25 protein-coding genes and 2 tRNA genes are annotated in these 25,293 nt (G+C 63.6%); 1 reads left to right on the top strand and 26 read right to left on the bottom strand.

The window, feature by feature from the left end; all coding sequences use genetic code 11:
• The 26 genes from SIL87_RS12255 to SIL87_RS12130 form a co-directional block, all read right to left on the bottom strand.
• Nucleotides 1–315 carry a hypothetical protein gene (locus tag SIL87_RS12255; RefSeq protein WP_319614459.1) on the bottom strand — a complete coding sequence of 105 codons (315 nt, stop codon included), beginning with the start codon at nucleotides 313–315 and terminating at the stop codon, nucleotides 1–3.
• An 11-nt stretch (nucleotides 316–326) separates the two neighbouring features.
• Complete coding sequence (gene soxA, locus SIL87_RS12250) at nucleotides 327–1,175, bottom strand: sulfur oxidation c-type cytochrome SoxA (protein ID WP_319614458.1); 849 nt, start codon at nucleotides 1,173–1,175, stop codon at nucleotides 327–329.
• A gap of 181 nt (nucleotides 1,176–1,356) precedes the next feature.
• Complete coding sequence (gene soxZ / locus SIL87_RS12245; protein WP_319614457.1) at nucleotides 1,357–1,668, bottom strand: thiosulfate oxidation carrier complex protein SoxZ; 312 nt, start codon at nucleotides 1,666–1,668, stop codon at nucleotides 1,357–1,359.
• Nucleotides 1,669–1,680: 12 nt separating this feature from the next.
• Nucleotides 1,681–2,187: a thiosulfate oxidation carrier protein SoxY gene (gene soxY / locus SIL87_RS12240; RefSeq protein WP_319614456.1), complete on the bottom strand. Its 507-nt coding sequence runs from the start codon at nucleotides 2,185–2,187 to the stop codon at nucleotides 1,681–1,683.
• A gap of 10 nt (nucleotides 2,188–2,197) precedes the next feature.
• Nucleotides 2,198–2,551, bottom strand: a complete 354-nt coding sequence (soxX, locus tag SIL87_RS12235; RefSeq protein ID WP_319614455.1) for a sulfur oxidation c-type cytochrome SoxX — start codon at nucleotides 2,549–2,551, stop codon at nucleotides 2,198–2,200.
• 10 nt (nucleotides 2,552–2,561) lie between these two features.
• Nucleotides 2,562–3,407 (bottom strand): c-type cytochrome, encoded by an 846-nt coding sequence (locus SIL87_RS12230; RefSeq protein ID WP_319614454.1) that lies wholly within the window; start codon nucleotides 3,405–3,407, stop codon nucleotides 2,562–2,564.
• Nucleotides 3,391–4,644, bottom strand: coding sequence for a sulfite dehydrogenase (gene soxC / locus SIL87_RS12225; RefSeq protein WP_319614453.1), 1,254 nt, complete (start codon nucleotides 4,642–4,644; stop codon nucleotides 3,391–3,393). Before soxC ends, SIL87_RS12230 begins: the two co-directional genes overlap by 17 nt.
• Nucleotides 4,645–4,867: 223 nt before the next feature.
• Nucleotides 4,868–4,953, bottom strand: a tRNA-Leu gene (locus tag SIL87_RS12220).
• 26 nt (nucleotides 4,954–4,979) lie between these two features.
• Nucleotides 4,980–6,923 carry a squalene--hopene cyclase gene (gene shc / locus SIL87_RS12215; RefSeq protein ID WP_319614452.1) on the bottom strand — a complete coding sequence of 648 codons (1,944 nt, stop codon included), beginning with the start codon at nucleotides 6,921–6,923 and terminating at the stop codon, nucleotides 4,980–4,982.
• A gap of 55 nt (nucleotides 6,924–6,978) precedes the next feature.
• The gene (locus SIL87_RS12210; RefSeq protein WP_319614451.1) at nucleotides 6,979–8,283 is read right to left on the bottom strand and encodes an MFS transporter; all 1,305 of its coding nucleotides are present in this window, start codon (nucleotides 8,281–8,283) and stop codon (nucleotides 6,979–6,981) included.
• Nucleotides 8,284–8,335: 52 nt separating this feature from the next.
• Nucleotides 8,336–9,844: a malonyl-CoA decarboxylase gene (locus SIL87_RS12205; RefSeq protein WP_319614450.1), complete on the bottom strand. Its 1,509-nt coding sequence runs from the start codon at nucleotides 9,842–9,844 to the stop codon at nucleotides 8,336–8,338.
• Between the two features lie 105 nt (nucleotides 9,845–9,949).
• Nucleotides 9,950–10,366 (bottom strand): ATP synthase F1 subunit epsilon, encoded by a 417-nt coding sequence (gene atpC, locus SIL87_RS12200; protein ID WP_319614449.1) that lies wholly within the window; start codon nucleotides 10,364–10,366, stop codon nucleotides 9,950–9,952.
• A gap of 3 nt (nucleotides 10,367–10,369) precedes the next feature.
• The gene (gene atpD / locus SIL87_RS12195; protein ID WP_319614448.1) at nucleotides 10,370–11,800 is read right to left on the bottom strand and encodes a F0F1 ATP synthase subunit beta; all 1,431 of its coding nucleotides are present in this window, start codon (nucleotides 11,798–11,800) and stop codon (nucleotides 10,370–10,372) included.
• A gap of 23 nt (nucleotides 11,801–11,823) precedes the next feature.
• Nucleotides 11,824–12,708 (bottom strand): F0F1 ATP synthase subunit gamma, encoded by an 885-nt coding sequence (locus SIL87_RS12190; protein WP_319614447.1) that lies wholly within the window; start codon nucleotides 12,706–12,708, stop codon nucleotides 11,824–11,826.
• Nucleotides 12,709–12,724: 16 nt separating this feature from the next.
• Nucleotides 12,725–14,257, bottom strand: a complete 1,533-nt coding sequence (gene atpA / locus SIL87_RS12185) for a F0F1 ATP synthase subunit alpha (protein WP_319614446.1) — start codon at nucleotides 14,255–14,257, stop codon at nucleotides 12,725–12,727.
• Between the two features lies 1 nt (nucleotide 14,258).
• Nucleotides 14,259–14,849, bottom strand: a complete 591-nt coding sequence (locus SIL87_RS12180) for a F0F1 ATP synthase subunit delta (protein ID WP_319614445.1) — start codon at nucleotides 14,847–14,849, stop codon at nucleotides 14,259–14,261.
• A 166-nt stretch (nucleotides 14,850–15,015) separates the two neighbouring features.
• Nucleotides 15,016–17,166: a primosomal protein N' gene (locus SIL87_RS12175; RefSeq protein WP_319614444.1), complete on the bottom strand. Its 2,151-nt coding sequence runs from the start codon at nucleotides 17,164–17,166 to the stop codon at nucleotides 15,016–15,018.
• 9 nt (nucleotides 17,167–17,175) lie between these two features.
• Entirely contained in the window at nucleotides 17,176–18,270 is a 1,095-nt protein-coding gene (gene ychF / locus SIL87_RS12170) for a redox-regulated ATPase YchF (protein ID WP_319614443.1), read from the bottom strand.
• A gap of 153 nt (nucleotides 18,271–18,423) precedes the next feature.
• Nucleotides 18,424–19,002 carry an aminoacyl-tRNA hydrolase gene (pth, locus tag SIL87_RS12165; protein WP_319614442.1) on the bottom strand — a complete coding sequence of 193 codons (579 nt, stop codon included), beginning with the start codon at nucleotides 19,000–19,002 and terminating at the stop codon, nucleotides 18,424–18,426.
• A gap of 6 nt (nucleotides 19,003–19,008) precedes the next feature.
• Nucleotides 19,009–19,704 (bottom strand): 50S ribosomal protein L25/general stress protein Ctc, encoded by a 696-nt coding sequence (locus SIL87_RS12160; RefSeq protein ID WP_319614441.1) that lies wholly within the window; start codon nucleotides 19,702–19,704, stop codon nucleotides 19,009–19,011.
• 107 nt (nucleotides 19,705–19,811) lie between these two features.
• Nucleotides 19,812–20,603, bottom strand: a complete 792-nt coding sequence (gene lptB, locus SIL87_RS12155) for an LPS export ABC transporter ATP-binding protein (RefSeq protein ID WP_319614440.1) — start codon at nucleotides 20,601–20,603, stop codon at nucleotides 19,812–19,814.
• Entirely contained in the window at nucleotides 20,600–21,565 is a 966-nt protein-coding gene (locus SIL87_RS12150) for an LptA/OstA family protein (RefSeq protein WP_319614439.1), read from the bottom strand. The genes lptB and SIL87_RS12150 overlap by 4 nt, the downstream gene beginning before the upstream one ends.
• Nucleotides 21,562–22,296, bottom strand: a complete 735-nt coding sequence (lptC, locus tag SIL87_RS12145; protein ID WP_319614438.1) for an LPS export ABC transporter periplasmic protein LptC — start codon at nucleotides 22,294–22,296, stop codon at nucleotides 21,562–21,564. The genes SIL87_RS12150 and lptC overlap by 4 nt, the downstream gene beginning before the upstream one ends.
• The gene (locus SIL87_RS12140) at nucleotides 22,296–23,321 is read right to left on the bottom strand and encodes a KpsF/GutQ family sugar-phosphate isomerase (RefSeq protein WP_405055233.1); all 1,026 of its coding nucleotides are present in this window, start codon (nucleotides 23,319–23,321) and stop codon (nucleotides 22,296–22,298) included. Before SIL87_RS12140 ends, lptC begins: the two co-directional genes overlap by 1 nt.
• A gap of 71 nt (nucleotides 23,322–23,392) precedes the next feature.
• Complete coding sequence (locus SIL87_RS12135) at nucleotides 23,393–24,049, bottom strand: ribonuclease D (RefSeq protein WP_319614437.1); 657 nt, start codon at nucleotides 24,047–24,049, stop codon at nucleotides 23,393–23,395.
• A 40-nt stretch (nucleotides 24,050–24,089) separates the two neighbouring features.
• Nucleotides 24,090–24,175 (bottom strand) — tRNA-Leu (locus tag SIL87_RS12130).
• 151 nt (nucleotides 24,176–24,326) lie between these two features.
• On the opposite strand from SIL87_RS12130, the gene SIL87_RS12125 reads away from it, so the two are divergent.
• Entirely contained in the window at nucleotides 24,327–25,262 is a 936-nt protein-coding gene (locus SIL87_RS12125; RefSeq protein WP_319614436.1) for a complex I NDUFA9 subunit family protein, read from the top strand.
• Nucleotides 25,263–25,293 lie beyond the last annotated feature (31 nt).

Here is a 25,293-nt window from a genome sequence, read left to right as displayed (position 1 = left end):
CTATTTCGGCACTTCGTTCTGCCAGAGCTTCTTCTGCGCCTTGGCCTGATTGATCGATAGTTTGGCGAGCGTATCCGCGCGCTCGGCCTTCGCCTGGGCGGTGGCGTAATCGCCCTTGGTCTCGGCCGCTTTCGCGTCCTTGAAATCGGCCACGGTTTCGAGCCACTGGTCGTTGTAACTGGCTGCGGTTTTCATTGAAGCAGCGGCTGCGGCGATCGCCTTCGCGGCATCAGCTTTCGACACACTGGCCGCATAGGTGCTGGTGACGGAGAGCAGGAAGGCGGGAACGGCGGCAATCAGGACGAGATGTTTCATAGCGGGTCTCCTCATGGCCGTGCGCCGGGGCCGGCCACCGGCAGGCCGTTGCTCATTGTCGTCAGAAAATACGCCAGATCGGCATAAACCGGAGAATCCGCCTTGAGCGGCGCCGCTTTCACCTTCTTGTTGCAGCCGATAAACCGGCGGACCAGCGTGCCCATGTCGCCCCACTTCGACCGATAAAGCGGGAAGGATGCGGTCATGCCGAGCGCGGGTGCCAGAATATCGCCGCGCAGATGCTTGCCGGCCGCCTGAAGATGGCAGCTCGCGCAGGAGAAATTGAGCTGGCCGCGTCGTGAATAGAAATATTCCTTGCCGACCGTATACGCCGCAAGCGCCGCCTTGGTATGCGGAACGACGACATCGATCGGCTTACCGTCCGAGGTCGAGGTCATGTAGGCATCGATATCGGCCAGAGGGCCTTTGGTGAGCTTCAGCGGCTTCAGACCGTTTTCGGTGCGGCACTGGTTGATCGCGAGGCCCAGCGTCATGACCTTGCCGGTCTTCTGGTCGAACATCGGATAATTCTGCGCGATGCCGATCCCGCCATTGGGGAAGCACGAAGCGTAGCTTTTGCCGTTGGGGAATTTGGTGTTGAACAGCGTCTTGCCGTTATCGACCGCGAAAGAGTAGGGCGGGAATTCCAGGATCTGCTTCCATTGCTTGCGGAGCGATGCACTGAAATTATACGAGCCGTTGACATAGTCTTTCAGCGGAAGCTTTGGAAACTGCTGCTGATAATATGATTGAAAGGCCTTGGTGTCGGCGGACGGATCCGGCTGCGTCGCGGCACTGGCCAAAACGGTCGACCCGAGCAACCCTGCGGTAACGGCCAGGCCCAGAAGCGGAAATTTCATGAATTCATCCTCCCCGATGAATAGGTCGACGCCGACCGATATGCATGACCCGGTCCGGCGCTACGATATCGTCCCAGTCGATTACGCCATCATTGGGCTTGCGGCGTCGGCATTGCTTGTTCAGTCGATCCGCCGTCGCCGCAATAAAATCGGGTGGCGATGATATCGCCACCCGATTTGCTTACATGATATTCGAAGACGTGGTCGCCGTTTCGCCTTTGTTATCGACCCAGGAAACGCCGATCGGTTCGCCCGACTTGCCGCCCTTGAACGAGAACTTGATGAACGGATTTTTCGAGACCGCTGGGCCCCAGTAGCCGGTCAGGACGACTTTGCCCTGATGGGTGAACTCGATCACTTCGATGTAGTGTGCCGGAATGATCTTGCCCGCCGCATTCTTCACGAAGCCGGAATCCATCGGATGCTTGACCAGAGCTTCCACCGTGGTGGTGTCGCCGGAGGTCATTGCGTGAACCAGAATTTGATGTGCCATGGTGCTTCTCCCTTAACCGCAACCGCCAAGGGTGACCTTGACCTGCTTTGACGCGCTCATCAGCTTGCCGCCGGATTGAATAACCGCAACGACTTGCGTCGTCTTGCCCAGCTTGACGCGGCTCGAAATCGCCGGATCGGTACCCGCCGGGATTTTGTAGGCGCACGCCATCACAAAGGGGTTATCAATCGCTAGAATGGACGCGCCGGTGACGTTTTTCGCGTTGGCATCGAACGAGACCGGCACCACTGCCCCGTTCTCGGCGATGTCTGGCGCGTCAAGCTTGACGTCCGAAGATGTCGACACGGATGACGTCCCGTACATCGCCTGGAGCGTCGCCGCCTGGGTCTTCTGGGTGAAGGCCTTCATCGGGTAGTCCTTCGCGCTCGGCGCGGTAACGGCGTCCGCTGCGAAGCTTGTGCGCGGCAGCACGAAGCTGGCCGCTGCACCGGCCGCAACCGCGGTCAGAATGGTCCGGCGCTTGGCCGAAACCGGGGGAGATCCAAAAGAATCGGTCATATTTCCTCGCTTACTTTGTGTACATGAAGTCGATGACTTCGTTGATCTGCTTAGGCGTCAATATCTGGTTTTTGCCGAAAGCGGGCATGATCGTCGACGGATTGCGGGCTTCCTCGTCGTAGATGATCTTGTAGAACTCAGCACGGTTCGGAACCATGGATTTCACATCCTTGAGTTCCGGCCCGATATTGCCCGCCTCTACGGCACCCTTGAACATGTGACAGGCATCGCAATTGCCTTCGGTCGTCGTCGTCGCGAGTTTTTCACCAGCCGCAATCTGAGCCGGCGTTGCTGCGACGGCGAAGCCGATCATGGCAACGCTGGCCGAAAGGCCAAAGACGAAGGCAGTCGCTGCTTTGTTCATGACATCTCCCTCATTTGCCGTTCTTCATGTGATCGACCGGACCCGTCAGGCGCGGCGTCAGATTCATCGTGGCGGCATTCGATGTAATCTTGATCGATGATGGACTGACACAATTCTTCATGCAAGCAGAATTATGTGTCACCGGACGAGGATCTTTCCAGTTGAACGAGTTGCGGTTGGGCATCTTGACCAGCGGAACCGATTTCGCATCGGCGACCCAACTGCTCTTGGTGATCCCGTTCATGTTCAGGATATACGCGGTGAGTGAGTAGACCTCGTCGGGCTTCAGCGTATGGGGGGCATAAAACGGCATTGCGCGATTGATGTAATCCCACACCGTCGTTGCATAAGGCCAATAGCTGCCAACCGTTTTTTCCGGGCTCGGTGTTCCGAGGGAGCCGATCCCGCCAACCAGCTGAGGATAGTTGTTCTTTCCTTCGCCAAAACCACCGTGACACATGGCGCAATTGGTCGAATAGATCGCCTCGCCCTTGGCCGCGGTACCGGAACCAGCCGGCAAGTTTTCGCCGCTGGGCGGAACCGCAATGGTCCATCCGGCGATCTGCGCCGGCGTCGGTGTCGTGCCGATCTTGTAATAATCGACTTTCGTCGCCGGCTTGTAATGGGCCAGCTTGCCGTTACCGGTCCCTTCTTCGCGCCAGACCTTCAGGTCCTTCGCCGGGACGATGCCTTTGTAGTATTTGACCGAATTATGGTCGCCGGCATGACCCGGCGGGACCGACGACGTGGCCGCGTCGGACGCGGGTGCGCTCGATGTGTCACCCGCCCAGGCGGTTGCGGTTGCAAGAACGGCGCCACCCAGCAGGATAGCGATCAGTTTACGAGAGCTGGACATTGTTCACCTCCCCGCTGGCGAGAATCTGCCACGTCTGGATCGAGTTGTTTTCATAGACCGGATCATGGCCCCAGAATTTGTGCTTCTGAACGATGGTCGGCTGAACATAGCCGGTATCATCCGTCACGCGTGACTGGATCAGGGCGGGCTTGCCGTCCCACCAGTACGGCAGGGTGAAGCGGGTCATGCATTTATCGAGAATCGGATTATCGAGCTTGGCGCGCTGGAAGTTCACGCCGCCATCGAGCGAAACGTCGACATACTTGACCTTGCCGCGACCGCTCCAGGCGAGACCGCGGATTTCGTAGAAACCGGGTCCCTGAGTGAGCGGCTTTTCGGGGCAGGGGAAGGTGATGACCGATTTCGCGTCCATCACCCAGGTGAATCCGAGAGATTTCCCGTCGCCCAGCAACTCGCTGTACTCGCTGGTTTCCTCGCGGGTAATCCACGGCTCGCGACCGACCTGAAGCTGACGCAGCCACTTGACGTTGACGTTGCCCTGCCAGCCGGGAACGACCAGGCGCAGCGGATAACCCTGTTCGGGGCGCAGCGCTTCACCGTTCTGACCCCAGGCGAGAATGCAATCGTCGAGGCATTTCACCATCGGCAGGCTGCGATCCATGTGGGCGCCATCCGAGCCGGTGGGCAGAACCCAGCGACTGTCGGGATGGATTCCGGCTTCATCAAGAATGGTTTTGAGCAGCACGCCGGTCCATTCCGCGCAGCCGATCATCCCATGGGTCAACTGCAACGAGTTGAGCTGTGCCGCCGGCCATTCCGTCGCGCCGTTCGCCGGGCATTCGATGAAATGGATGCGGGAGACCGAAGGATAGCGCATGATCTGGTCGAGCGTGAGCAGCAGGGGCTTTTTCACCCGGCCGCTGACCATCAGACGGAATTCCTTGGGATCGACGGTCGGAACGCCTGAATGGTAACGCTCGAAGAACAGACCGTTCGAGGTGATGATCCCCGGCTGATCCTGCAGCGGCGTGAAGCTGGCATCGGCGAGCCGGGTCGGCGACAACCACGGAATGTAGCGGCGGACCACGCTGCTCTCATATTTGGACGGCTGCCCATAGGGCCGCGCATCGACCGGAGCACCGAGCGAGTTCGACCACGAGTTATCCGCCGGCGGTGCCGTCGGTGCGGGAGAGGCTGCGCGGGCAGAAGCCGCGATCATGGTAGCGCCCGCAGCCGCCCCCAGCTTGAACATGTCACGGCGATTTGGTTTCGTCATTTCCCCTCGGTGCATCTTGATATTATCAACGTGGTTGCAGCGGTTTTGCCAATGGCGCGATCGAAAGTAACACTTTCATGATTCGTTGTATTAGATTTGTGTTATATGTCAAGCGCGCGCGAGGTGCCCGATTTATCGTCAGATATCCCGATGAGCCGCAGTTTTCGGCGATCGGCCCGGGCAAGCTTACCAAAGATCAATTAAATATGATCAATGAACCGGATGGTGCGGATGGCGGGACTCGAACCCGCACGCCCTGACGGGCAACAGATTTTAAGTCTGCAGCGTCTACCATTCCGCCACATCCACGATGGTCCGATCCGGTCGTTCGGAGCCTAGAACCCGTACCCGACCCGCCCGCTATTCCCCAGCGACAAGTTTCGATACCGCGCCATCGCCATCAGCGGGAAAAACCGCGGGTAGCCATGATAGCGCAGATAGAACACGCGGGGAAAGCCGACTGCATTATAGGGCTGTTCGGTCCAGGAGCCATCGTCTTCCTGAACCGATTGCAACCAGGCGATGCCGCGCGCGACGGCGGGATGATCGCACCGGCCAGCCGCCATCAGTCCGAGCAACGCCCACGCGGTCTGCGAGGGCAGGCTCTGGTGATACTCGCCGTGCGGCGCATCCGCATAGCTCTCGCAATCCTCGCCCCAGCCGCCATCATCGCGCTGCCGGGCGATCAGCCAGTCCGCCGCGCGGGTGATCGCGGGATCGTCGTGATTGAGACCGGCGGCGTTGAGGGCACAGAGAACCGACCACGTGCCATAAATGTAATTGGTCCCCCACCGCCCGAACCACGAGCCGTCCGCTTCCTGGTCACGCCGAAGATAGGCGACGCCACGATCGATCGCGGCGCGATCCTCCGGATGGTTCAGTTGCCCGAGAAACGAAACACAGCGGGCGGTGACATCGGCGGTCGGCGGATCGAGCAGGGCACCGTGATCGGCGAAGGGAATATGGTTGAGGTAGGTGAATTCATTGTCCGAATCGAACGCGCCCCAGCCGCCGGATTTGCTCTGCATGCCGAGCACCCACAGGCGCGCGCGCTCGACCGCCTCGCGATGCGCCGGGTCGCCGTTGCGATCGAGAATCATGCCGACCACGGCGGTATCGTCGACATCCGGGTAATGGGCATTGTTGTACTGGAACGCCCATCCCCCGGGCGGTGCGTCGGGCTTGCGGTGGGCCCAGTCGCCCTTCACGTCGAGAATCTGGCGCGGAATCAGCCAGTCGCATGCGGCGGCGACCCGTTCGTCGCCCACCCCTGCGGTTTCGGCGAGGGCATGGGCGGCGAGCGATGTATCCCAGATCGGCGAGAGGCAGGGCTGGACGTAGGTTGCACCGTCGAACCGGCCGGACGCATCGGTGATCAGTTTGCGCACAGCGTTCCAGGCGGTCGCGTAATCGGGATGATCCGGCGCGTAGCCGAGCGTGTGGTACATCATCACGGTATTGGCCATCGCGGGATAAATCGCGCCCAGACCATCCTCGCCATTCAGGCGCGGCGTGATGAAGTCGATCGCGGCCTGGATCGCGCGGCGGCGGCCGGGGATGAACCGTTCGAGCGGACGCAGCGCCGAATCGAGCGCCTTGAACGCATGGCCCCAACGCGACCGATAGGGCCCGCGAATATAGTCCCGCACCTCGCCGGGCGGGGTGACGAACAATTCCTCGATCCCGACGCGATGTGGATTGCGCGCGATCGGGCGTTCGGTCATCAGCACGAGAAGCGGGGCTATGACGGTGCGCGACCAGTAGCTGATTTTCCAGATATTGATCGGGAACCAGTCGGGCAGCAGCATGATCTCGACAGGCATGACCGGGCAGGCGTGCCACGGCAATGCGCCGAACAAGGCGAGCTGGATGCGGGTGAACACGTTGGTACGCGCCGCGCCGCCCCGCGCGAGAATCGCCGTACGGGCGCGCCGCATATGCGGGGCATCCGGGGAATCGCCGATTGCTTTCAACGCGAAATAGGCTTTCACGCTCGCGGAAAGATCCATCGCGCCATCATGAAACAACGGCCAGCCGCCGGGATTTTGCGGCGAATCGCCCTGGATCGCGCGCAGGAACACGCCGATCCGCGCTTGCAGTTCCGGGTCGATCCGGTCGAGAAAATGCTCGAGCAGCACGTATTCGGCGGGAATGGTCGCGTCCGCTTCGAGTTCGTAGACGTAATGACCATCCGCCCGCTGCTCCGCCGCAAGGCTTGCATGGGCACGGCGGATCGCCTCGTCGAGTTCCTCGATTTCAAATGGTAAACTGCTCAGCATATGGCGCATATAGTCAGTTTTGTTACGGATCGCCTATAGCATTTGGGAGACACTGCTACTCTGGCAGCGTTTGGCCCGTGGTCTCCCGCCCGAACGGCACGATCAGCAGACCGATCGCGAAAGCGACCGCGGTGATCGCAACCGGCGTCCCCAGCGTGCCCATTCCCTTCACCGCGCCAGCCAGGGCGAAGTTGACCCCGGCACCGGCAAACCGGCCCACCGAGGTACAGAAAGCAAAGGCGGTCGCGCGGATTTCCGTGGGATACAGCTCCGGCAGCCACAGGCTGAACATGGCGAAATTACCGCCGCCGAAGCCGAGGAAGAACAGGATGACCAGAAACGCCGTCAGCGCGTGGCCGGGTGGCAGATAGAACGCCCAGCCGAAGGCGGCGATGATGGTGATGAACATCACCACGAAATAGAAAGCGAGCGTCGCGCGCCGGCCGAAGCGCTCGGCGAGCGGCGGCAGGGCGATGCAGCCCAGGATGGTGCCGACCGAGAGGATTGCGGTTCCGAACGAGACCATGTGGATGGCCGCCGGCAGTGCCATGCCGGATTTTTTCGCGAGAATGATGATGGCGCTCGGCTCGTACACCGCGCCCGCCCAAAGCCCGATGATCGCAACGGTCAGCAGCACCGACATCACGATGGTCTGGCGCCGGTGACGCGGACTGAAAATCGCGGCGAGAGGATGGGTGGTGCGCGTGGCGCGATGGCGCTGCCATTTCCCGGTTTCCTTGACCCCGAGCATGATCAGCACCGATATAACCACCGGGGCGAGGCCGCACAGAAACATCGCCCGCCAGCCGTAACGGGCACCGACGGTGAAATTGAGCGCGGCTGCAACGAAGAACCCGGCATAGTACCCGGTCTGCAACAACCCGGCACCCATCTTGCGCCGATCCTCCGGCCAGGCTTCCGCGACATAAGTGCCCGCCATCGCCCACTCTCCGCCGATGCCGATGCCCGCGATCAGGCGAAACAGGCCGAGTTCGTAGATGTTCTGCGACAGCGCAGCGGCGCCGGTGAAGACCGCATAGAGCAGGATGGTCGCGGCCAGCGATTTCTTGCGCCCGAATCGGTCCGCGATCGGCCCCCAGATGAACGAGAACCCCCAGCCGACCAGAAACACCGCGAACAGGATCGAGCCGATCTCGCCGATATTCGCCGGTGTCGGCCGGATTCCCGACCGCGGCAGCAATTGGGTGAGGGCAGGGGCGAGGACCAGCGCATAAATCACGCTGTCCATGCCATCGAGCATCCAGCCGAACCAGGCCCCCCAGAAGCCGGCGATCTGCTGGCCGTTCAAGCGCGTGCGCGCGCCGGGCGCGCCCCGGCCGGCGATATTCGATTGGTTCATGGCGGTCCCCGCTGACGAGTTTCTTTGACGATCTGTTTTTTATATGGAGGATTCAGCCTTCGGCGGCAATCAACCCCCGGGTGCGTCGCGCGAGCCAGCTTTGACCGGGTATTGTCATCAACTGATCGACACTGCCGGCCCGCGCGACGGAGCCATCGCGTAGATACGCTTCGTGGCGCGACTCGATCGCCTCGGGATCGTACAGATAATTCACCATGATCCCGAACGACTCGGCGATGCCGCGCGGCGACGTGTTGCCGAGCCAGTTGATCCGCTCCAGCCGCGCGCCGTTGCCGAGATGAAACCGGGCGACCGGGTCGGGGCGCGGTTTATCCCGCACATCGTCGCGAAGCGTCTGGGTGAGGTACTGGGCAGCAAGCCGGAGCACCGGGGCGCGCAGGGCCGCGGTCAGATCGGGCTTGGCCCACCACGCCTCCGTCGTCAGCGCCGTGGCCAGCAAAGCCGTGTCATCGGCGGCGGAAAGCGCCGCGGCGCGGATGATCGCGTCGCGCTCCTCGGCGGTCAGCAAAGGGGAGGGGGAAGGTTGGTCGAGGAAGGCGAGGACCGCGCGCCGCAGTCCCGGCGCGGGGGACAGGGTGGAAAACCGCTTCAGCCGGGGTAGTTCGGACTGCAACTCGGCGACGACCTGCTTGATCAGAAAATTGCCGAAGGAAATTCCGCGCAACCCTTCCTGGCAATTCGAGATCGAATAGAAAATCGCGGTATCGGCGTGCGCGGCGGCATCGTGCAGGCCGCCTTCGCCGTCACTCTCGTCAGGCGCCGGGGCGAGCAGCGGCGCGATGGCATCCGCAAGACCCTGAACCAGTGCCACCTCCACAAAAATCAGCGGTTCATCGGGCAAAGCCGGATGAAAGAAGGCGAAGCAGCGGCGATCCGGTGCAAGGCGGCGGCGCAGATCGTCCCAGCCGGAAATCTCATGCACGGCCTCGTAGGCGATCAGCTTTTCCAGCACGAAGGCCGGTGTGCGCCAGTCGATTCGCCGCAGTTCGAGAAAGCCCCGGTTGAACCAGGAGGCGAACAGATGCTGCAGGTCGGAATCGAGCGGGGCCAGCGAGGGTGTGCTCCGCAGATGGGCCAGCACCTCGGTCCGCAACCCGATCAGCGCCGCCGTGCCGCCGGGGGCCATGTTCATCCGGCGCAGCAATTCCTGACGCGGCGGTTCGGCGGCATCGGCGAGGGCGGCGGCGGTCGCGGCGTCGGGCTGGGCAAGATAATTCCGGGCGGCGGCTTCGAGCCGGGCGGGATCGGGTTCGAAACCGGAGGCGAGAAATTCGAGAAACTCCTTGCGGTCGCCTGGGTTCAGGCTCCGCAATGCGCCGAGCAGGGCCGCCGCAAGAGCCGCGCCGGAAGCTTCGCCCCGCCCGCCGAGCAAGGCGTCGGCCAACAGTTCCGCCCGCTCGCGCGAAGGCAGATCGTCGTTCGGCAGGGTGACGAATTTTCGGCCATGATCCGCAATCGAGGACCACAGGCGGTCGAACCAGGAGCGGGTGGACGGAACAGGATGGGCGGTCAGAATGTCGGCCATGGTGTGATCCCTCATCGAGCGATCACCCAATATAGTCGCTGGACGGCTGCGCTGAAACGTCGCCCTGAACGGGTCAGCCCGGCACGTCGCCGATCGTCCCGGCGTCGCTGCCGGACGCCGCTATCTGCTTTCGTTAAGCGTGGCTGCGTCCACGCGCGCCTGCGCGGTGATCAGCTCGTCCGAGGCGCGCCGCCACGCCACGACATCGGCTTCATCAACAATGCGATAGGCTTCCTCGGCGCGCACCAGCTGTTCGGCAGCAACCTGTGCATCGAGCTCCGACAGCTTGACGATCTGATCGGCCAGAACCGTGCATCGATCTTCCGTCACTTCCGCGAAACCGCCGGTGACGAAGAAACGGTCGATGATCTCGTCGTCTTCGTACAGGTCGATCAAGCCACCGCGCAGCGAGGTGATCAGCTTCGCATGCTCGGGCAGGATGCCAAGATCGCCATCAGTGCCGGGGATCACCACCATGCTGACCGGGCGGGCCAGCAGGAGGCGTTCCGGGCTGATGATTTCGAGCGCGATTGTCATGGATCAGACCGTGGCGTTGAGGGATTCGGCCTTCTTCACCGCATCCTCGATGGTGCCGACCATGTAGAAGGCGGCTTCGGGCAGATGGTCGTATTCACCGGCGCAGATCGCCTTGAACCCGCGCACGGTATCCTCGACCGCCACGAACACGCCGGGCGATCCGGTGAACACTTCCGCGACATGGAAGGGCTGCGACAGGAACCGTTCGAGCTTGCGGGCCCGCGCGACGGTCAGCTTGTCGTCGTCGGAGAGTTCGTCCATCCCGAGAATCGCGATGATGTCCTGCAGCGACTTGTAGCTCTGCAGAATGCGCTGCACTTCGCGGGCAGTGTTGTAATGCTCCTCGCCGACGATCCGCGGATCGAGCGCGCGCGAGGTCGAGTCGAGCGGATCGACCGCCGGGTAGATGCCTTTTTCCGAAATCGCACGATTGAGCACCGTTGTGGCGTCGAGATGGGCGAAGGAGGTTGCGGGTGCCGGATCGGTCAAATCGTCGGCTGGCACGTACACGGCCTGAACCGAGGTGATCGACCCTTTTTTGGTCGAGGTGATGCGCTCCTGCAGCGCGCCCATATCGGTCGAGAGCGTCGGCTGATAGCCCACCGCCGAGGGGATACGCCCGAGCAGCGCCGAAACCTCGGCACCCGCCTGGGTGAAGCGGAAGATGTTATCGACGAAGAACAGCACGTCCTGGCCTTCCTCGTCACGGAAATATTCGGCCATGGTCAGGCCCGAAAGACCCACCCGCATACGCGCGCCCGGCGGCTCGTTCATCTGGCCATACACCAGCGCCACTTTCGAACCCTCGGTCGTGTTCTCACCGATCTTGATAACCCCGGCGTCGATCATTTCGTGATAGAGATCGTTGCCCTCGCGGGTCCGCTCGCCGACCCCGGCAAACACCGAGACGCCGCCATGGCCCTTGGCGATATTGTTGATCAGTTCCTGGATCAGCACGGTCTTGCCGACACCCGCGCCGCCGAACAGGCCGGTCTTGCCGCCCTTCTGGTACGGAGCCAGCAGATCGACCACCTTGATGCCGGTGACCAGAATCTCAGCCGACGTCGCCTGCTCCGCGAAGGCCGGGGCATCGCGATGGATCGGCATCGTCATCGTCTCGCCGATCGGACCACGATCGTCGATCGGCTCGCCGATCACGTTGAGAATGCGGCCGAGCACCTGCGGGCCGACCGGCACGGCGATCGACTTGCCGGTATCGGTCACCTCGGCACCCCGCGCCAGACCATCCGTGCTGTCCATCGCGATGCAGCGGACGGTGCGCTCCCCGGTCTCCTGCGCCACTTCGAGCACCAGACGGCGCTCGCCGACCCTGGTTTCGAGCGCGTTCAGAATGAACGGCAATTCACCCTCGAACTGCACGTCGACGACGGGGCCCATGATCTGGGTGATGCGACCGGTATTGTTGCTTGCCATGATGATGCTTTCCTAACCCGAACTCACAGCGCTTCCGCGCCGGAGATGATCTCGATCAATTCCTTGGTGATGTTCGCCTGACGGGTACGATTGTAATTCATCGTCAGGCGGTTGATCACGTCGCCCGCATTGCGCGAGGCATTGTCCATCGCGGTCATTCGCGCGCCCTGTTCGCCGGCCATCGATTCCAGCAATGCGCGATAGATCTGCACCGCGAGGTTTCGCGGCAGCAGCCGTTCGAGCAGCGAGCCGTCATCGGGTTCGATCTCGTATTCGCCCTCGTCCGCCTCGCTGGCATTGTCATTCGCCGCGCCGGTGCTGGCCGGGATCAACGGGGTCTCCGCCACGGTCTGCACCATGACCGAGACGAACCGGTTGAACATGAGGGTGCAGACGTCGAACCCGCCCTCATCGAACGCCGCGATGATCCGGTTGGCGATCGCTTCGGCATCGGCGAACTCGACCAGCTTCTTGCCGACGAAATTGATATCGCCGAGCATGCGGTCCGCCATGTCGCGCCGGAACGAATCGCGTCCCTTGCGCCCGACAGCGAATATCTGGACCGTTTTACCCTCGCGCTCCAGGGCGCGAACCCGCTGGCGTACCGCGCGGCTGATCGAGGAATTGAACGGTCCCGCCAGCCCGCGATCGGCGGTAACCGCGACGATCAGATGCCGCCGGTCGGCACCGGTGCCGACCAGAAGCTTCGCGGCATTCGGGTTGCTGGCCTCCGCCTTGGCCAGCGCATCCATCATTTTCGCCATCCGCGTTGCATAGGGCCGCGCGGCTTCGGCCTGGGCCTGGGCCCGGCGAAGCTTGGCGGCGGCGACCATCTTCATCGCCTTGGTGATCTTCTGGGTCGATTTGACCGAGGCGATCCGGTTTCGAAGCGTCTTCAGACTGGGCATGCTGCGGCTCCGCCATTCACGCGAAGCTGTGGGCGAAATGCTTGATGAAGTCGGTCAGCTTCGCCTCGACGTCCTTTTTGATCTCGCGGTCGTCACGGATCGAATTCATGATCTCGGGTGCCTGCGATTTCATCTCGGAAATCAGCTGGGTCTCGAAATCCCCGATCCGGTCCACCGCGACATTGTCGAGATACCCGCGAGTGCCCACGAACAGCGACACCACCTGCTCTTCGAGCGCGAGCGGCTTGTACTGCGGCTGCTTGAGCAGTTCGGTCAGCCGCGCGCCGCGCGCCAGCATCTTTTGCGTCGCCGCATCAAGATCGGAGGCAAACTGGGCGAAGGCGGCCATTTCGCGATACTGTGCCAGATCGAGCTTGATCTTGCCCGCGACCTGCTTCATCGCCTTGACCTGTGCGGCCGAGCCGACGCGCGAGACCGAGGCACCGACGCTGATGGCCGGGCGAATGCCCTTGAAGAACAACTCGGTTTCCAGAAAAATCTGGCCATCGGTGATCGAGATCACGTTGGTCGGAATATAGCCGCCGATATCGCCGGCCTGGGTCTCGATGATCGGCAGCGCGGTGAGCGAACCCGCCCCGTATTCATCGGACATCTTGGCGGCGCGTTCGAGCAGGCGCGAATGCAGATAGAACACGTCGCCCGGATAGGCCTCGCGGCCCGGCGGGCGGCGGAGCAGGAGCGACATCTGGCGATAAGCCACCGCCTGCTTGGACAGATCGTCGTAGCAGATCAGCGCGTGCATGCCGTTGTCACGGAAATACTCGCCCATCGCGCAGCCGGTATAAGGGGCCAGAAACTGCATCGGCGCGGGTTCCGAGGCCGTCGCGGCGATCACGATGGAATACTCCATCGCGCCGTATTCCTCGAGCGTCCGCACGAGCTGTGCCACGGTCGAGCGCTTCTGGCCGATCGCGACATAAATGCAATAGAGTTTCTTGCTCTCGTCGCCGCGCTCGTTGACCGCCTTCTGGTTCAGGAAGGCATCGATCACCACCGAGGTCTTGCCGGTCTGGCGGTCGCCGATGATCAGCTCGCGCTGACCACGCCCGACCGGCACCAGCGCGTCGATCGCCTTTAGCCCGGTCATCATCGGTTCGGTCACGGACTGGCGCGGCATGATCCCCGGCGCCTTGACCTCGACGAGGCGGCGCTCGGTGGTCTCGATCGGACCCTTGCCGTCGATCGGATTGCCCAGCGCATCGACGACGCGGCCGAGCAGCCCCTTGCCGACCGGTACGTCCACAATCTGCCCGGTGCGGGTGACGGTGTCGCCCTCGCGGATCGCACGATCCTCGCCGAAAATAACGATACCGACATTGTCGGTCTCGAGATTGAGCGCCATGCCCTTGACGCCGGCATTGGGGAAATCGACCATTTCGCCGGCCAGCACGTTGGTCAAGCCGAACACGCGGGCAATGCCGTCACCAACCGAGAGAACCTGTCCGGTCTCGGCGACGTCGGTTTCGGTGTCGAAACTCGCGATCTGCTTTTTCAGGATCTCGGAGATTTCGGCGGGGCGGATTTCCATGTCAGGCGGCTCCCTTCATTACAAAGCGCAGCCGTTGCAGGCGCGATTTCAAGCTGGTGTCGTAAAGCTTCGATCCGATCCGTACGGTCAGCCCGCCAAGCAGGGCGGGATCGACGGATTCGCGAATGGTCACGCGGCCATAGCCGGCTTCGGCGAGGCGGGCGGTCAACTGGGTGCGCTGAACATCGCTGAGCGGATGGGCGGAGGCGACCTCGGCGGTGACGATCCCGCGTTTGCCCGCGACATAGATCGCAAAGCCGCTGATCAGGTCGGGCAGGTCGCGCAGGCGGCGGTTCTGGATCGCGGTGCCGATGAAATGACGGACCAGATCGGAAAACCCCTGGCTGGACAGCACGGCGTCCATCGCGCGGGCGGCTTCCATCGCATCGACCGAGCGGCTGGCAACCAGCCGCTTCAGAGGGGCGTCGTTCTTGATCAGGTCGCCCAGGGTCGCCATCTCGGTTACGGTCTGATCGAGCTGCTTGCGCTCGTCGGCCAGATCATAAAGGGCGCGGGCATAGCGCGCGGACAGGCCGGATGCCCGATCCGGTGCGCCTGTAGGCGTTGGCGATGTGTTGACGGCGGACGACACCAGTTGGACCCTGCTCTCGGTTCATTATGACGTTTCAACCCCGGAAACCGCTGGCCGCATCCTCGCTTTCGTCGAAAAAGCGATGGTTCGGGCATAAGCGTCCGTTCACTCCTTCGAGTGACCAGCCGCGACTAGCATACCCCCCCCGCGCACGCAACATATGCAATCACAAGAATGAGATGGGATCGATGTCGATATCGATCCGCGCGGCACCTGGCACATCGGCCCTGACGAGCCAGTCGCGGATGACCGGTTGCAGCGCAATGCCGCGCGGCGCACGCAGCAGCAGGCGACGCCGATGCCGCCCGCGCAGCATGGCAAAGGGTGCCGGCGCGGGACCGAGCACGATGACATCGGATCGCGGCGCGGTGCGGGCGAGCGCATTGGCGGCCTGATCGGCAACGTCGTGCAGGTCGGCACTCACGATGAGCGCCGCGAGGCGCCCGAACGGAGGCCAGTGGCCCGGCTCGCGCAGAGCGGCTTCCGCCGTGCGGAATGATGCCAGATCGCCCGAGCACAGCGCACGCATCACCGGATGATCCGGCGTGTAGCTCTGTAGCAGCACACGGCCGGGCAGGGCGGCGCGACCGGCGCGCCCGGCCACCTGATGGAGCAGTTGCGCGCTGCGTTCGCCGGCCCGCAGATCCCCCCCGCCCAGCCCCAGATCGGCATCGACCACACCGACCAGGGTAAGATCCGGGAAATGCCAGGCTTTCGCGATCATCTGGGTGCCGATGATGATGTCGATCTCATGCGCGACGATGGCGCGGATCGCGGCGGCGGCCTGATCGGGTGTGGTCATGACATCGCTCGCCATGACGATGCGGCGGGCAGCAGGGAACAAGTCCGCAACCTCCTCGGCGATGCGCTCCACGCCGGGACCGATCGGCACGAAGCTGTGTTCGGCACTGCAGGACGGGCAGAGCGTCGGCTGGCGTTCGGTATGCCCGCAATGGTGGCAGAGCAGGCTGGTATGGGCGCGGTGTTCGACCAGCCAGGCGGTGCAGTTGGGGCAGTTCAGCCGGTGGCCGCAGGCGCGGCACAAGGTCAGCGGCGCATAGCCACGCCGGTTGAGAAACAGCATGGACTGGCCGCCGCCCGCCAGATTGGCGGCGAGGGCCTCAATCAGCGGCGGGGCCAGAAATTTGCCGCGCTCGGGCGGTGTGGCGCGCAGATCGAGCGTTTCGATCCGGGGCATCGCAGCGCCGCCATGCCGGGCGGTGAGGGTGATATGACGGTAACGGCCCGCCTCGGCGTTGATGCTCGATTCCAGGCTGGGTGTGGCGGATGCCAGAATGCAGCCGGCGCCCGACAGACGCGCGCGGACCACCGCCATGTCACGCGCATGGTAGATCACGCCGTCCTCCTGCTTGTAGGCGGCTTCATGCTCTTCATCGACGATGATGGCACCGAGATCGGTGAAGGGCAGGAACAGCGCGGAGCGAGCGCCGAGCACGAGCTGCGCCGTGCCGGTTGCAATCGCGTGCCAGTTGGCGCGGCGCGCGGTGGGTGACAGGGCGGAGTGCCACAGCGTCGGGGCCGCACCAAACCGTGCGGCGAGGCGGGCGGTGAACTGGGCCGACAGCGCGATTTCCGGCAGCAAAACCAGCGCCTGACGGTTCTGCCGCAGGCATTGCGCTATGGCTTCGCAGTAAATTTCGGTCTTGCCCGATCCGGTAACGCCTTCGAGCAAGGTAACGCTGAACGTCGCGGCGGCGATGCTGGTGCGGAGTGCGTCGGCCGCGCCGGTCTGATCGGGTGACAGGATCGGCGGGGCCGCATCGGGGTCGAGTTTGGCAGCACCCTGATCGCGGCGGGCGGGGCGCAGCAGACCGGCATCGGCCATGGCGCGAATGATCCCGGGCGAGACCGCCGCAGCCGCGGCCAGCGCCGCGGTGTCCGGACGGTCGAGGGCAGCGAGGGCCGCGAGCACCGCTTCGCGCCGTTTCGTGGTCGGCGTCGCCGCCCCGGCGACCCAGCCGTAACGGTCGGGTGGGGGATCGAGCAGATTGGCTTTCAGGCCCAGGGCCAGAACCTCGCCGCGCGGGGCCATGGTGTAATTCGCCACCCAGTCGATGAACTGGCGCAGGGTGTCGGGAAATGCCGGGGTTTCGAGAACCGCCGCGACCGGTTTCAGCCGATGGTCCGGCACGCTTGAATCAGCGGGCGCATCCCACACCACGCCCGGCACCATGCGCTTGCCGAGCGGCACGGTGACGATTTGGCCCGGCGCGACATTCATGCCGTCCGGCAGCGCATAGTCAAACGCGCGGTCGAACGGATAGGGCAGCAATACCGCAACGCGCGTCGCGGTCATGCGCCCGGCTCAGACGTTGAAGCGGAACAGCAGCACGTCGCCATCCTGCACGACGTAATTGCGCCCCTCGATGCGGAGCTTGCCGAGTTCGCGCGCGCCGGATTCCCCGCCATTGGCGATATAATCATCGTAGGCGATGGTCTCGCAGGCGATGAAGCCGCGTTCGAAATCGCCGTGGATCACTCCGGCGGCGGCGGGTGCGGTCGTGCCGCGCGTGATGGTCCAGGCCCGGGTTTCCTTGGGACCGACCGTGAAATAGGTGATCAGGCCGAGCAGATCGTAACCCGCGCGGATCACCCGATCGAGCCCGGAATCGGCAAGGCCGAGGCCGTCGAGGAATTCGGCGCGCTCGTCAGGCGGCAATTGCGCCACCTCCGCCTCGATCGCGGCGGAGACCACGACGGATTTCGCCCCCTGGGCGGCGGCCATCGCGGCGACGCGGGCCGACTGCGCATTGCCGGCGGCGGCCGAGGCTTCCTCGACATTGCAGACGAACAGGACCGGCTTGGCTGTGAGCAGGTTGAGCCGTTTCACCGCCTCCTCCTCGCCCTTGGGGATCGCGGTGCGGGCCGGTTTTCCCGCTTCGAGCGCCGCGAGGATGGGTTCGACCAACGCCAGTTCGGCGGCGGCGATACGGTCGTTGCCCCGGGCCTTTTTCTGCAGGTTGGGAACCCGCTTGAGCAGGGAGTCGAGATCGGCGAGCATCAGTTCGGTCTCGACCGTCTCGGCATCGCGCAGCGGGTCGATACTGCCCTCGACATGGGTGACATCGTCATCGACGAAGCAGCGCAGCACGTGAACGATCGCGTCGACCTCACGGATATTGGCGAGAAACTGGTTGCCGAGGCCCTCGCCCTTGGCGGCGCCGCGCACGAGGCCCGCGATATCAACGAATTCGAGGCTGGTCGGCACGATTTTCACCGATTTGCCGATTTTCGCCAGGGCTTCGAGCCGGGGATCGGGCACGGCGACGCGGCCGATATTCGGCTCGATCGTGCAGAACGGATAATTCGCCGCCTGCGCCGCGACGGTGGCGGTGAGGGCGTTGAACAGGGTGGATTTGCCGACATTGGGGAGGCCGACGATGCCGCAGTTGAAGCCCATTTTTATGCCTAAGGTCAGTTGAGTGAAGAAGACTTCTTTTTTATAAAAAAGAAGCAAAAAATTTTTATTTCCCGGTCCTGAGGCACGGCCCCAACAAGGGCAACGCACCAGAGTCACATAAGTTTTTTGGTTCTTTTTTACAAAAAAGAACCCTTACCCTACCCCTTTTGTCTCCAGTGCCACTTTGGTCATGAACTCTTCGGCCTTGCCCTGCGCCAGCAGCGGCGCGGCATCCGATACCGACTCGAGGGTCGGGATCAGCCACTCCTCGTCGCCCTTGGCAAAATTGCCGAGCACCCAGCCATGGACGCGGGCCTTGTCACCCGGATGACCGATGCCGAGGCGGACCCGCCAGTAGTCCGGCACGCCAAGGTGCCGATCGATGCTGCGCAGCCCGTTATGCCCAGCGGCACCGCCGCCGCGTTTGACCCGGATTTTACCGGGCGTGAGGTCGAGTTCGTCGTGGAACGCCGTGATCGCGTCGGGCGCGAGCTTGTAGAAGGCAGCGGCGGGCTGAACCGACTGGCCGGATTCGTTCATGTAGGTCAGCGGTTTGAGCGCGATGATCTTTTCGCCGCCGATCGTCCCTTCCGCCACCAGACCCGAAAACCGCCGCCGCCAGGGGCTGAACCCATGGCGGTCGGCGATGATGTCGATCGCCATGAAGCCGATATTGTGCCGGTGCCGCGCCATTCCCGGTTCGGGATTGCCGAGGCCGACCCACAGCTTCACGACGGTTTACTTCTTGGCGGCGGGCTTGGCGGGTGCCTTGGCGGCAGGCGCTGCGGCCTTGGCCGGACCACCCTTGCCACCCTTGGCGGGGGCGGCGGCTGGCGCAGCACCCGGTTCCGGCGCGGCTTCGGCGATCACGGTCGGGGCGGCCACGGTCGCCACCACGAAATCGCGGTCGATGATGGTCGGGCGGGTCTTCTCGGTGCCCTTCAGATCATGCCAGCGGATATTGTCGTTGATGTCGAGCGGGCCGAGATCCGCCTCGAAATGATCGGGAATGGTATCCGGATCGCACCAGACTTCGACGGAATGGCGCACCACGTTCAACACGCCGCCGCGCTTCATCCCGACCGAGATCGCTTCGTTGATGAAGTTCACCGCAACCGCGACGCGCACCTGCTCGCCGGTGGCGAGCCGCTGGAAATCGATGTGCTCGGGTTGGTCGGATACCGGGTGGAACTGCACGTCGCGCATCAGGGCACGGGTCTTGCCGCTCGCGGTCTCGATTTCGTACAGGCGCGAGCGCCAGCCGCCACGCTTGAGTTCGCGCATCACCACGCGCGGGTCGATCGCGATCAGGGTGGGGTCCTGCTTCGCGCCGTAGATAACGCCCGGCACCATGCCGGCTCGCCGTGTCGCCCGCGCCACCCCCTTGCCGGCCCGCGCGCGATCCTCGGCCGTGATGGTCTCGAAATTGGCCATTATTCGCTCCTATGAAAACACAAAAAACCGGCCTCCAGGGGTGCCGGTCGCGCTATCAGGTAGCCGATAGGTCCGCCCCTGGCAAGAACGCCCCGAGGGGCAACGCGTCAAAGAATGAACTTGTCCCCTAGATAGACCCGCCGCACATCGGGATGCGCCACGACTTCCTCCGGCAGGCCTTCCATCAGCACCTGGCCGTCATGCAGAATATAGGCGCGGTCGATGACTTCGAGGGTTTCGCGGACGTTATGATCGGTGATCACCACGCCGAGGCCGCGATCCTTGAGTTGAGCGACCATGTCGCGGATCTCGCCGACGGCGATGGGGTCGATCCCGGCGAGCGGTTCGTCGAGCAGGATGTAGCTCGGTCCGGTGGCGAGCGCCCGGGCGATTTCGACGCGGCGGCGCTCCCCGCCCGACAATGCAAGGGCAGGGGCGCGGCGCAGATGGAGGATGCTGAACTCCGCCAGCAGGGCCGTGAGCATCGCATCGCGCCGATCACGGTCATCCTCGACCACTTCGAGCGCCGCCATGATGTTCTGCTCGACGGTGAGGCCGCGAAACACACTGGCTTCCTGCGGCAGGTACCCGATGCCGAGGCGGGCGCGGCGATACATCGGCAGGGTCGAAATATCCGCGCCGTCCAGCACGATCGAGCCGGTATCCGGCTGGATCAGGCCGACGATCATATAGAAGGTCGTGGTTTTGCCCGCCCCGTTGGGCCCGAGCAGGCCGACAACCTCGCCGCGCCGCAGACTGACCGAAACGTTGCGAACCACCGGGCGCTTGCGGAAACTCTTGCCGAGGCCGGTCGCGACCAGCCCGCCGTCGAGGCCGGGTTTCGCAATCCGGCGGCTATCCTGATAGCCGCCCTCGATGACGCGCAGTTGCTCTTTCATGATGCCGGTTTTGCCGGGGAATGCGGCGATTTGGCGGCGGGTGCCGAATCGGGCAGGATGAGCCCCTCGACCCGATGGCCCGGTGCCGCCATCAACGTCGCAATACCGGTTTTCATATTGACCTGTCCCTTCTGCCCCGAAAGCTCGTTCGGCCCCCGCGTGATGTGGACATCGCCGGTCAGGATCGCGATCCCGGTGGCGGGGCGATAAACCCCGCGATCCCCGGTCGCGATATCGGTCGCGGTGCGCACCACCACATGCCCGACGGCGACGACCTTGCGCAGCTTGCTCGCCTGATCGTCAGGGGTGGCCGACGAGGCCCCGGGCGGTGTGACTCCTGAAGCCACGAAATAGCCGGTCAGAGTATCGGCGGCGATCGAACGATGGTCGTCGGTCACGATCAGCGCATCGCCGATCGCAACCGCCTTGTGCTCCTCCGACCAGTACTGGATCGCATCCTTGGCGGTGACCACGTCTTTCGGTGTGATCAGCTTGAGGTGCTGGCCGGTCAGGACCAACTCGTGCCGGGCCATGTGAAATACCGCAAGGTCGCCAAACGCCTGATCGGTCGCGGTAAAGATATGGACATGACCGATCGCATCGAGCTGGGTGATCTCCGACGATCCCGAATCAAGTCCCCCCAACGCCCCATCTTTCGGCGCCCCATCTTTCGGCACCCCGTCTTTTGGCGCCCCATCTTTTGGCGCGACGGCGGTGCCGGGCTTGGGATGATAGTGGGCCACCAGTTGATCCGAGGTCACGGTCACCTTGCCACGGACGGCCTTCGCATCGCCCATGGCGGTCACGGTGCGCGCGGTCTGGTTCCAGGCAATGCCGTTGCTCGAAGTGATGTTGATCGGCACCGGCGTTGCACCGGAGCCACCGCCGAAGCCGAGCGACTGGGCGTGAGCGATGAACGGGCTGCCCATCACCGCGCAACAGGCGAGAACGAGGCGTTTCACGAACCCTGCCCCGGTGTTACGGCGGGGATACTCACCTGATCCAGCACGACATGCGAACGCCCCTTGAACAGGATGTTCTTGCCGTGATCGGTTGCGATGAAACCATCATCGGCATGCAACGTGCCGAACGGGCCGAACGCCTTGACCGGGTCGGAGCCGTTCGCCGTCCCGCCCTTGATGTCGATCGCCGCACGACTGGTGCGCAATTCGGTTCCGTCGGCCCGGTAGAGTGTCACCTTGCCGTCAAGATCGAGCAACTGGCTGGTCTGGTGATACAGGCCATGCCGCGCGTTCAGCATCATCCAACTGCCGGAGCGCGTGGTCAGATCGCCCGCGGGGGCCACCAGATTGAGCTTGTCCTGACTGATCTGGGTCACCTGATGGGCGGTGATGGTGAATTTTTCGCCCTGGGCGTCGACCCCCCGATACTGCGCGCTGCTCATGCGCGACAGCGGGGTGCCGGTGGCCATGGTGGTCTTTTTATAGGAAATCCGTCCGATATTCGCGCCGTCGCGCAGGTTCGGAAACACCGCGAGCGCGGTGATCAACAGGGCTGCCATGCCCGGTAGGACGAATTTGAAAATCGACACCGCCCGGCGATGCCGCCCCAGCAAAGCGCGCTGCTGGTCGCGGGTACGGGTGAGCGTCGTGAAGATATGATCGACCGACAGGCCGTTCGACGAGGCATTGTCGGGTTTGGCGGGCCGGTCCGGCATGATCGGCTTGCTCATCACGCCACGCCCGCGCGCAACAGATCGTGCATGTGCACGATGCCGACCACACGATTTTCGGCATCGACCACGAACAGCGACATGACCTTGGGTTCGAGCGCGGTCATGTCGTGCAAAGCAGCCTCGGCGAGCGCGTCGGGTCCGATCACCCGGGGGGTGCGCGTCATGATCGCCCCTGCGGGCAGGGTCAGCAAATCCGGTCCCATGGCGCGCCGCATGTCGCCATCGGTGATGATGCCCAGCAACCTGTCGTCCGGCGCGACGACCCCGAGGCAGCCGAAATGCTTGGCGGTGATCAGCAGGATCGCCCGATCCATCGTCGTGTCGGGACCGGCGAGCGGCACCGCCTCGCCGGTATGCATCAGGTCGCGAACCCGCCGGAGCCGGTTTCCGAGCTTGCCGCCGGGATGGAACGTCGAGAAATCGGCGGCGGTGAAGCCGCGCCTTGCCAGCAATGCGATCGCGAGCGAATCGCCCAGCGCCATCTGCATCGTGGTGCTGGTGGTGGGCGCAAGCCCGATCGGCCCCGCTTCCGGCGCATCCGGCAGCAGAAGCACCACATCCGCCGCGCGCGCCAGTGTGCTGTCGCGCCGCGCGGTGATCGCGACCAGCGGCAGGGCGAAACGACGCGCGTGGGCAACGATATCCGCGAGTTCGGCGGCTTCGCCCGAATTCGACAAGGCGAGAATGACATCGCCCGGGACGATCATGCCGAGGTCGCCATGGCTGGCTTCGGCCGGGTGGACGAACAGGGCAGGGGTGCCGGTCGAGGCCAGCGTCGCCGCGATCTTGCGCGCGACATGGCCGGATTTCCCCATGCCGGTCACCACGACGCGGCCACGGACCCCATCGAACAACGCAACCGCCGTGGAGAAGGTCGCACCCAGCGTCGCCGCGAGGGCGGTCAGCGCCGCCGCTTCGGTGCCGAGCACATCCCTTGCCACCGCAAGATCGCGAAATTCGACCGTATCCCGATCGACGGACGGCATGATTGCGGGATGATCCAGGGTCTGGCTCAAACTCATGATCCTCTATGAAACCATGGTTCGTGTCGGGTCAACACAACTCGCCGCAACCAAATGTAATCACGCCCGGTTCAGCGATGGCCGAACAGGTCGGGGTCCTCATAGCCGAGCAGGTCGAGCCGGCCCCGCATGGGAAGGAATTCATAGCAGGCGGCAGCGATATCCCGCCGGTTTTCGCGGATCAGCAGGGGTTCGAGCTTCGCCCAGAGCGCGTGCAGATGCAGCACGTCGGATGCCGCATAGGCGCATTGCTCGGCATTGAGGTCGGGAGCGCCCCAATCGCTGGTCTGCTGCTGCTTCGAGATTTCGATACCGATCAGATCCCGGCACAAATCCTTGAGCCCGTGGCGATCCGTATAGGTGCGCACCAGTTTCGAGGCGATCTTGGTGCAGATCACCGGCGCGGTCATCACCCCGAGCCCGTTGTAGAGTGCCGCGACATCGAACCGGGCGAAGTGAAAGATCTTGGTAATGGCCGGGTTGGTGAGCAGGGCTTTGAGGTTCGGGCAGTCCGCACCGTGGCCGCCGAGGGCGGGCGGGATGATCTGAACCAGGTGGGCGCTACCGTCGCCGGCGGAAAGCTGGACGAGGCAGAGCCGGTCACGGCGCGGATCGAGCCCCATCGTTTCGGTATCGACCGCGACCATCGCGCCGAAATCGATCCCGGCAGGCAGGTCGTGGCGATGGATGTGAATGGTCGCACCGGCGGCAAACTGCGTCTGGCTCATGCTGGTTCCAAAATGTCGTTGGAAAAGTCGGGGAAAAATCTGGTGCCCAGGAGAAGACTCGAACTTCCACAGCCTTGCGGCCACAGGCACCTGAAGCCTGCGCGTCTACCATTTCGCCACCTGGGCACGGGGGCTGTCGGGCACCGCGCGAATGGCGGTGATCGGTGACGTGCGACTTAGCGAGACCGGAGGATGACGTCAATCGGGGCGGGACGGCGATATTGTCTTGCGCCGGCCGATCATGCGACCACCTGATCAGGCAGAGTCAGGAGAAATCATGGATACGCGCAGGATCGCAACCGTTTTCGGCGCTTCGGGATTCGTCGGTCGCTACGTGGTCAAACGCCTGGCGGATGCCGGGTATGTGGTGCGTGCGGCGATGCGCGATACCGAGGCCGGGGCATTTCTCCGCCCGCTCGGTTCGGTGGGGCAGATCGTACCGCTCTATGCGCCGCTGGACCATGAGGCAGCAATCCATCGCGCGGTCGAGGGGGCGGATGTCGTGATCAATCTGGTCGGCATCCTGGCCGAACGGCGGCGCGGCGATTTCGACCGTATCCAGCACGTCGGCGCCGCCACCGTCGCGCGCCTTTCGGCATCGTGCGGGGTTCGGGTTCTGGTCCAGATATCGGCGATCGGCGCGGACGCTTCGAGCGCCAGCTTCTATGCGCGGAGCAAGGGCATGGGCGAGGCCGCGGTGCGCGCGGCCTTTCCAGCCGCCACGATCCTGCGGCCCTCGATCGTGTTCGGCGCGGAGGACCAGTTCTTCAACCGGTTCGGCTCCATGGCCGTGATGTCGCCGGTGTTGCCGGTGATCGAAGGTGCGACCCGGTTCCAGCCGGTCTTCGTCGGCGATGTCGCCGCAGCGGTGAGCGCGGTCATCGACGATCCCGCCGCCGCCGGACGGACCTACGAACTCGGCGGACCGGACATCGAGAGTTTTCGGGATCTGATGACCTATATCAATACCGAAACCGGCCGCCACCGAACCCTGATGGCGGTGCCGCGCTGGCTCGCCACCATTCAGGCCGCGGTGCTGGAGCACCTGCCCGGCAAACTCCTGACCTCCGACCAATTGATGCTGTTGCGGCGCGACAACGTCGTGGCCGAAGGAATGCCGGGTCTGGAGGCGCTCGGGATCACCCCAACCCCGATCCGTCTCGTGGTACCCTCCTATCTCCGGCGCTACCGCCCAGGCGGAAAAAACAAATAGGACAGCTTTGTGTCCTATTAACCGGATCGTG

Source organism: Acidiphilium acidophilum, from assembly GCF_033842475.1.
GTDB classification, from domain to species: Bacteria; Pseudomonadota; Alphaproteobacteria; order Acetobacterales; family Acetobacteraceae; genus Acidiphilium; species Acidiphilium acidophilum.
Note: the sequence above shows the minus strand (reverse complement) of the source record. Positions and strands in the feature narration are given on the sequence as shown.

Coding starts and splice junctions, on each gene's coding strand:
- SIL87_RS12255 (WP_319614459.1), bottom strand. CDS start 315: ATGAAACATCTCGTCCTGATTGCCGCCGTTCCCGCCTTCCTGCTCTCC.
- soxA (WP_319614458.1), bottom strand. CDS start 1,175: ATGAAATTTCCGCTTCTGGGCCTGGCCGTTACCGCAGGGTTGCTCGGG.
- soxZ (WP_319614457.1), bottom strand. CDS start 1,668: ATGGCACATCAAATTCTGGTTCACGCAATGACCTCCGGCGACACCACC.
- soxY (WP_319614456.1), bottom strand. CDS start 2,187: ATGACCGATTCTTTTGGATCTCCCCCGGTTTCGGCCAAGCGCCGGACC.
- soxX (WP_319614455.1), bottom strand. CDS start 2,551: ATGAACAAAGCAGCGACTGCCTTCGTCTTTGGCCTTTCGGCCAGCGTT.
- SIL87_RS12230 (WP_319614454.1), bottom strand. CDS start 3,407: ATGTCCAGCTCTCGTAAACTGATCGCTATCCTGCTGGGTGGCGCCGTT.
- soxC (WP_319614453.1), bottom strand. CDS start 4,644: ATGACGAAACCAAATCGCCGTGACATGTTCAAGCTGGGGGCGGCTGCG.
- shc (WP_319614452.1), bottom strand. CDS start 6,923: ATGCTGAGCAGTTTACCATTTGAAATCGAGGAACTCGACGAGGCGATC.
- SIL87_RS12210 (WP_319614451.1), bottom strand. CDS start 8,283: ATGAACCAATCGAATATCGCCGGCCGGGGCGCGCCCGGCGCGCGCACG.
- SIL87_RS12205 (WP_319614450.1), bottom strand. CDS start 9,844: ATGAGGGATCACACCATGGCCGACATTCTGACCGCCCATCCTGTTCCG.
- atpC (WP_319614449.1), bottom strand. CDS start 10,366: ATGACAATCGCGCTCGAAATCATCAGCCCGGAACGCCTCCTGCTGGCC.
- atpD (WP_319614448.1), bottom strand. CDS start 11,800: ATGGCAAGCAACAATACCGGTCGCATCACCCAGATCATGGGCCCCGTC.
- SIL87_RS12190 (WP_319614447.1), bottom strand. CDS start 12,708: ATGCCCAGTCTGAAGACGCTTCGAAACCGGATCGCCTCGGTCAAATCG.
- atpA (WP_319614446.1), bottom strand. CDS start 14,257: ATGGAAATCCGCCCCGCCGAAATCTCCGAGATCCTGAAAAAGCAGATC.
- SIL87_RS12175 (WP_319614444.1), bottom strand. CDS start 17,166: ATGACCGCGACGCGCGTTGCGGTATTGCTGCCCTATCCGTTCGACCGC.
- ychF (WP_319614443.1), bottom strand. CDS start 18,270: ATGGGCTTCAACTGCGGCATCGTCGGCCTCCCCAATGTCGGCAAATCC.
- SIL87_RS12160 (WP_319614441.1), bottom strand. CDS start 19,704: ATGGCCAATTTCGAGACCATCACGGCCGAGGATCGCGCGCGGGCCGGC.
- lptB (WP_319614440.1), bottom strand. CDS start 20,603: ATGAAAGAGCAACTGCGCGTCATCGAGGGCGGCTATCAGGATAGCCGC.
- lptC (WP_319614438.1), bottom strand. CDS start 22,296: ATGAGCAAGCCGATCATGCCGGACCGGCCCGCCAAACCCGACAATGCC.
- SIL87_RS12140 (WP_405055233.1), bottom strand. CDS start 23,321: ATGAGTTTGAGCCAGACCCTGGATCATCCCGCAATCATGCCGTCCGTC.
- SIL87_RS12135 (WP_319614437.1), bottom strand. CDS start 24,049: ATGAGCCAGACGCAGTTTGCCGCCGGTGCGACCATTCACATCCATCGC.
- SIL87_RS12125 (WP_319614436.1), top strand. CDS start 24,327: ATGGATACGCGCAGGATCGCAACCGTTTTCGGCGCTTCGGGATTCGTC.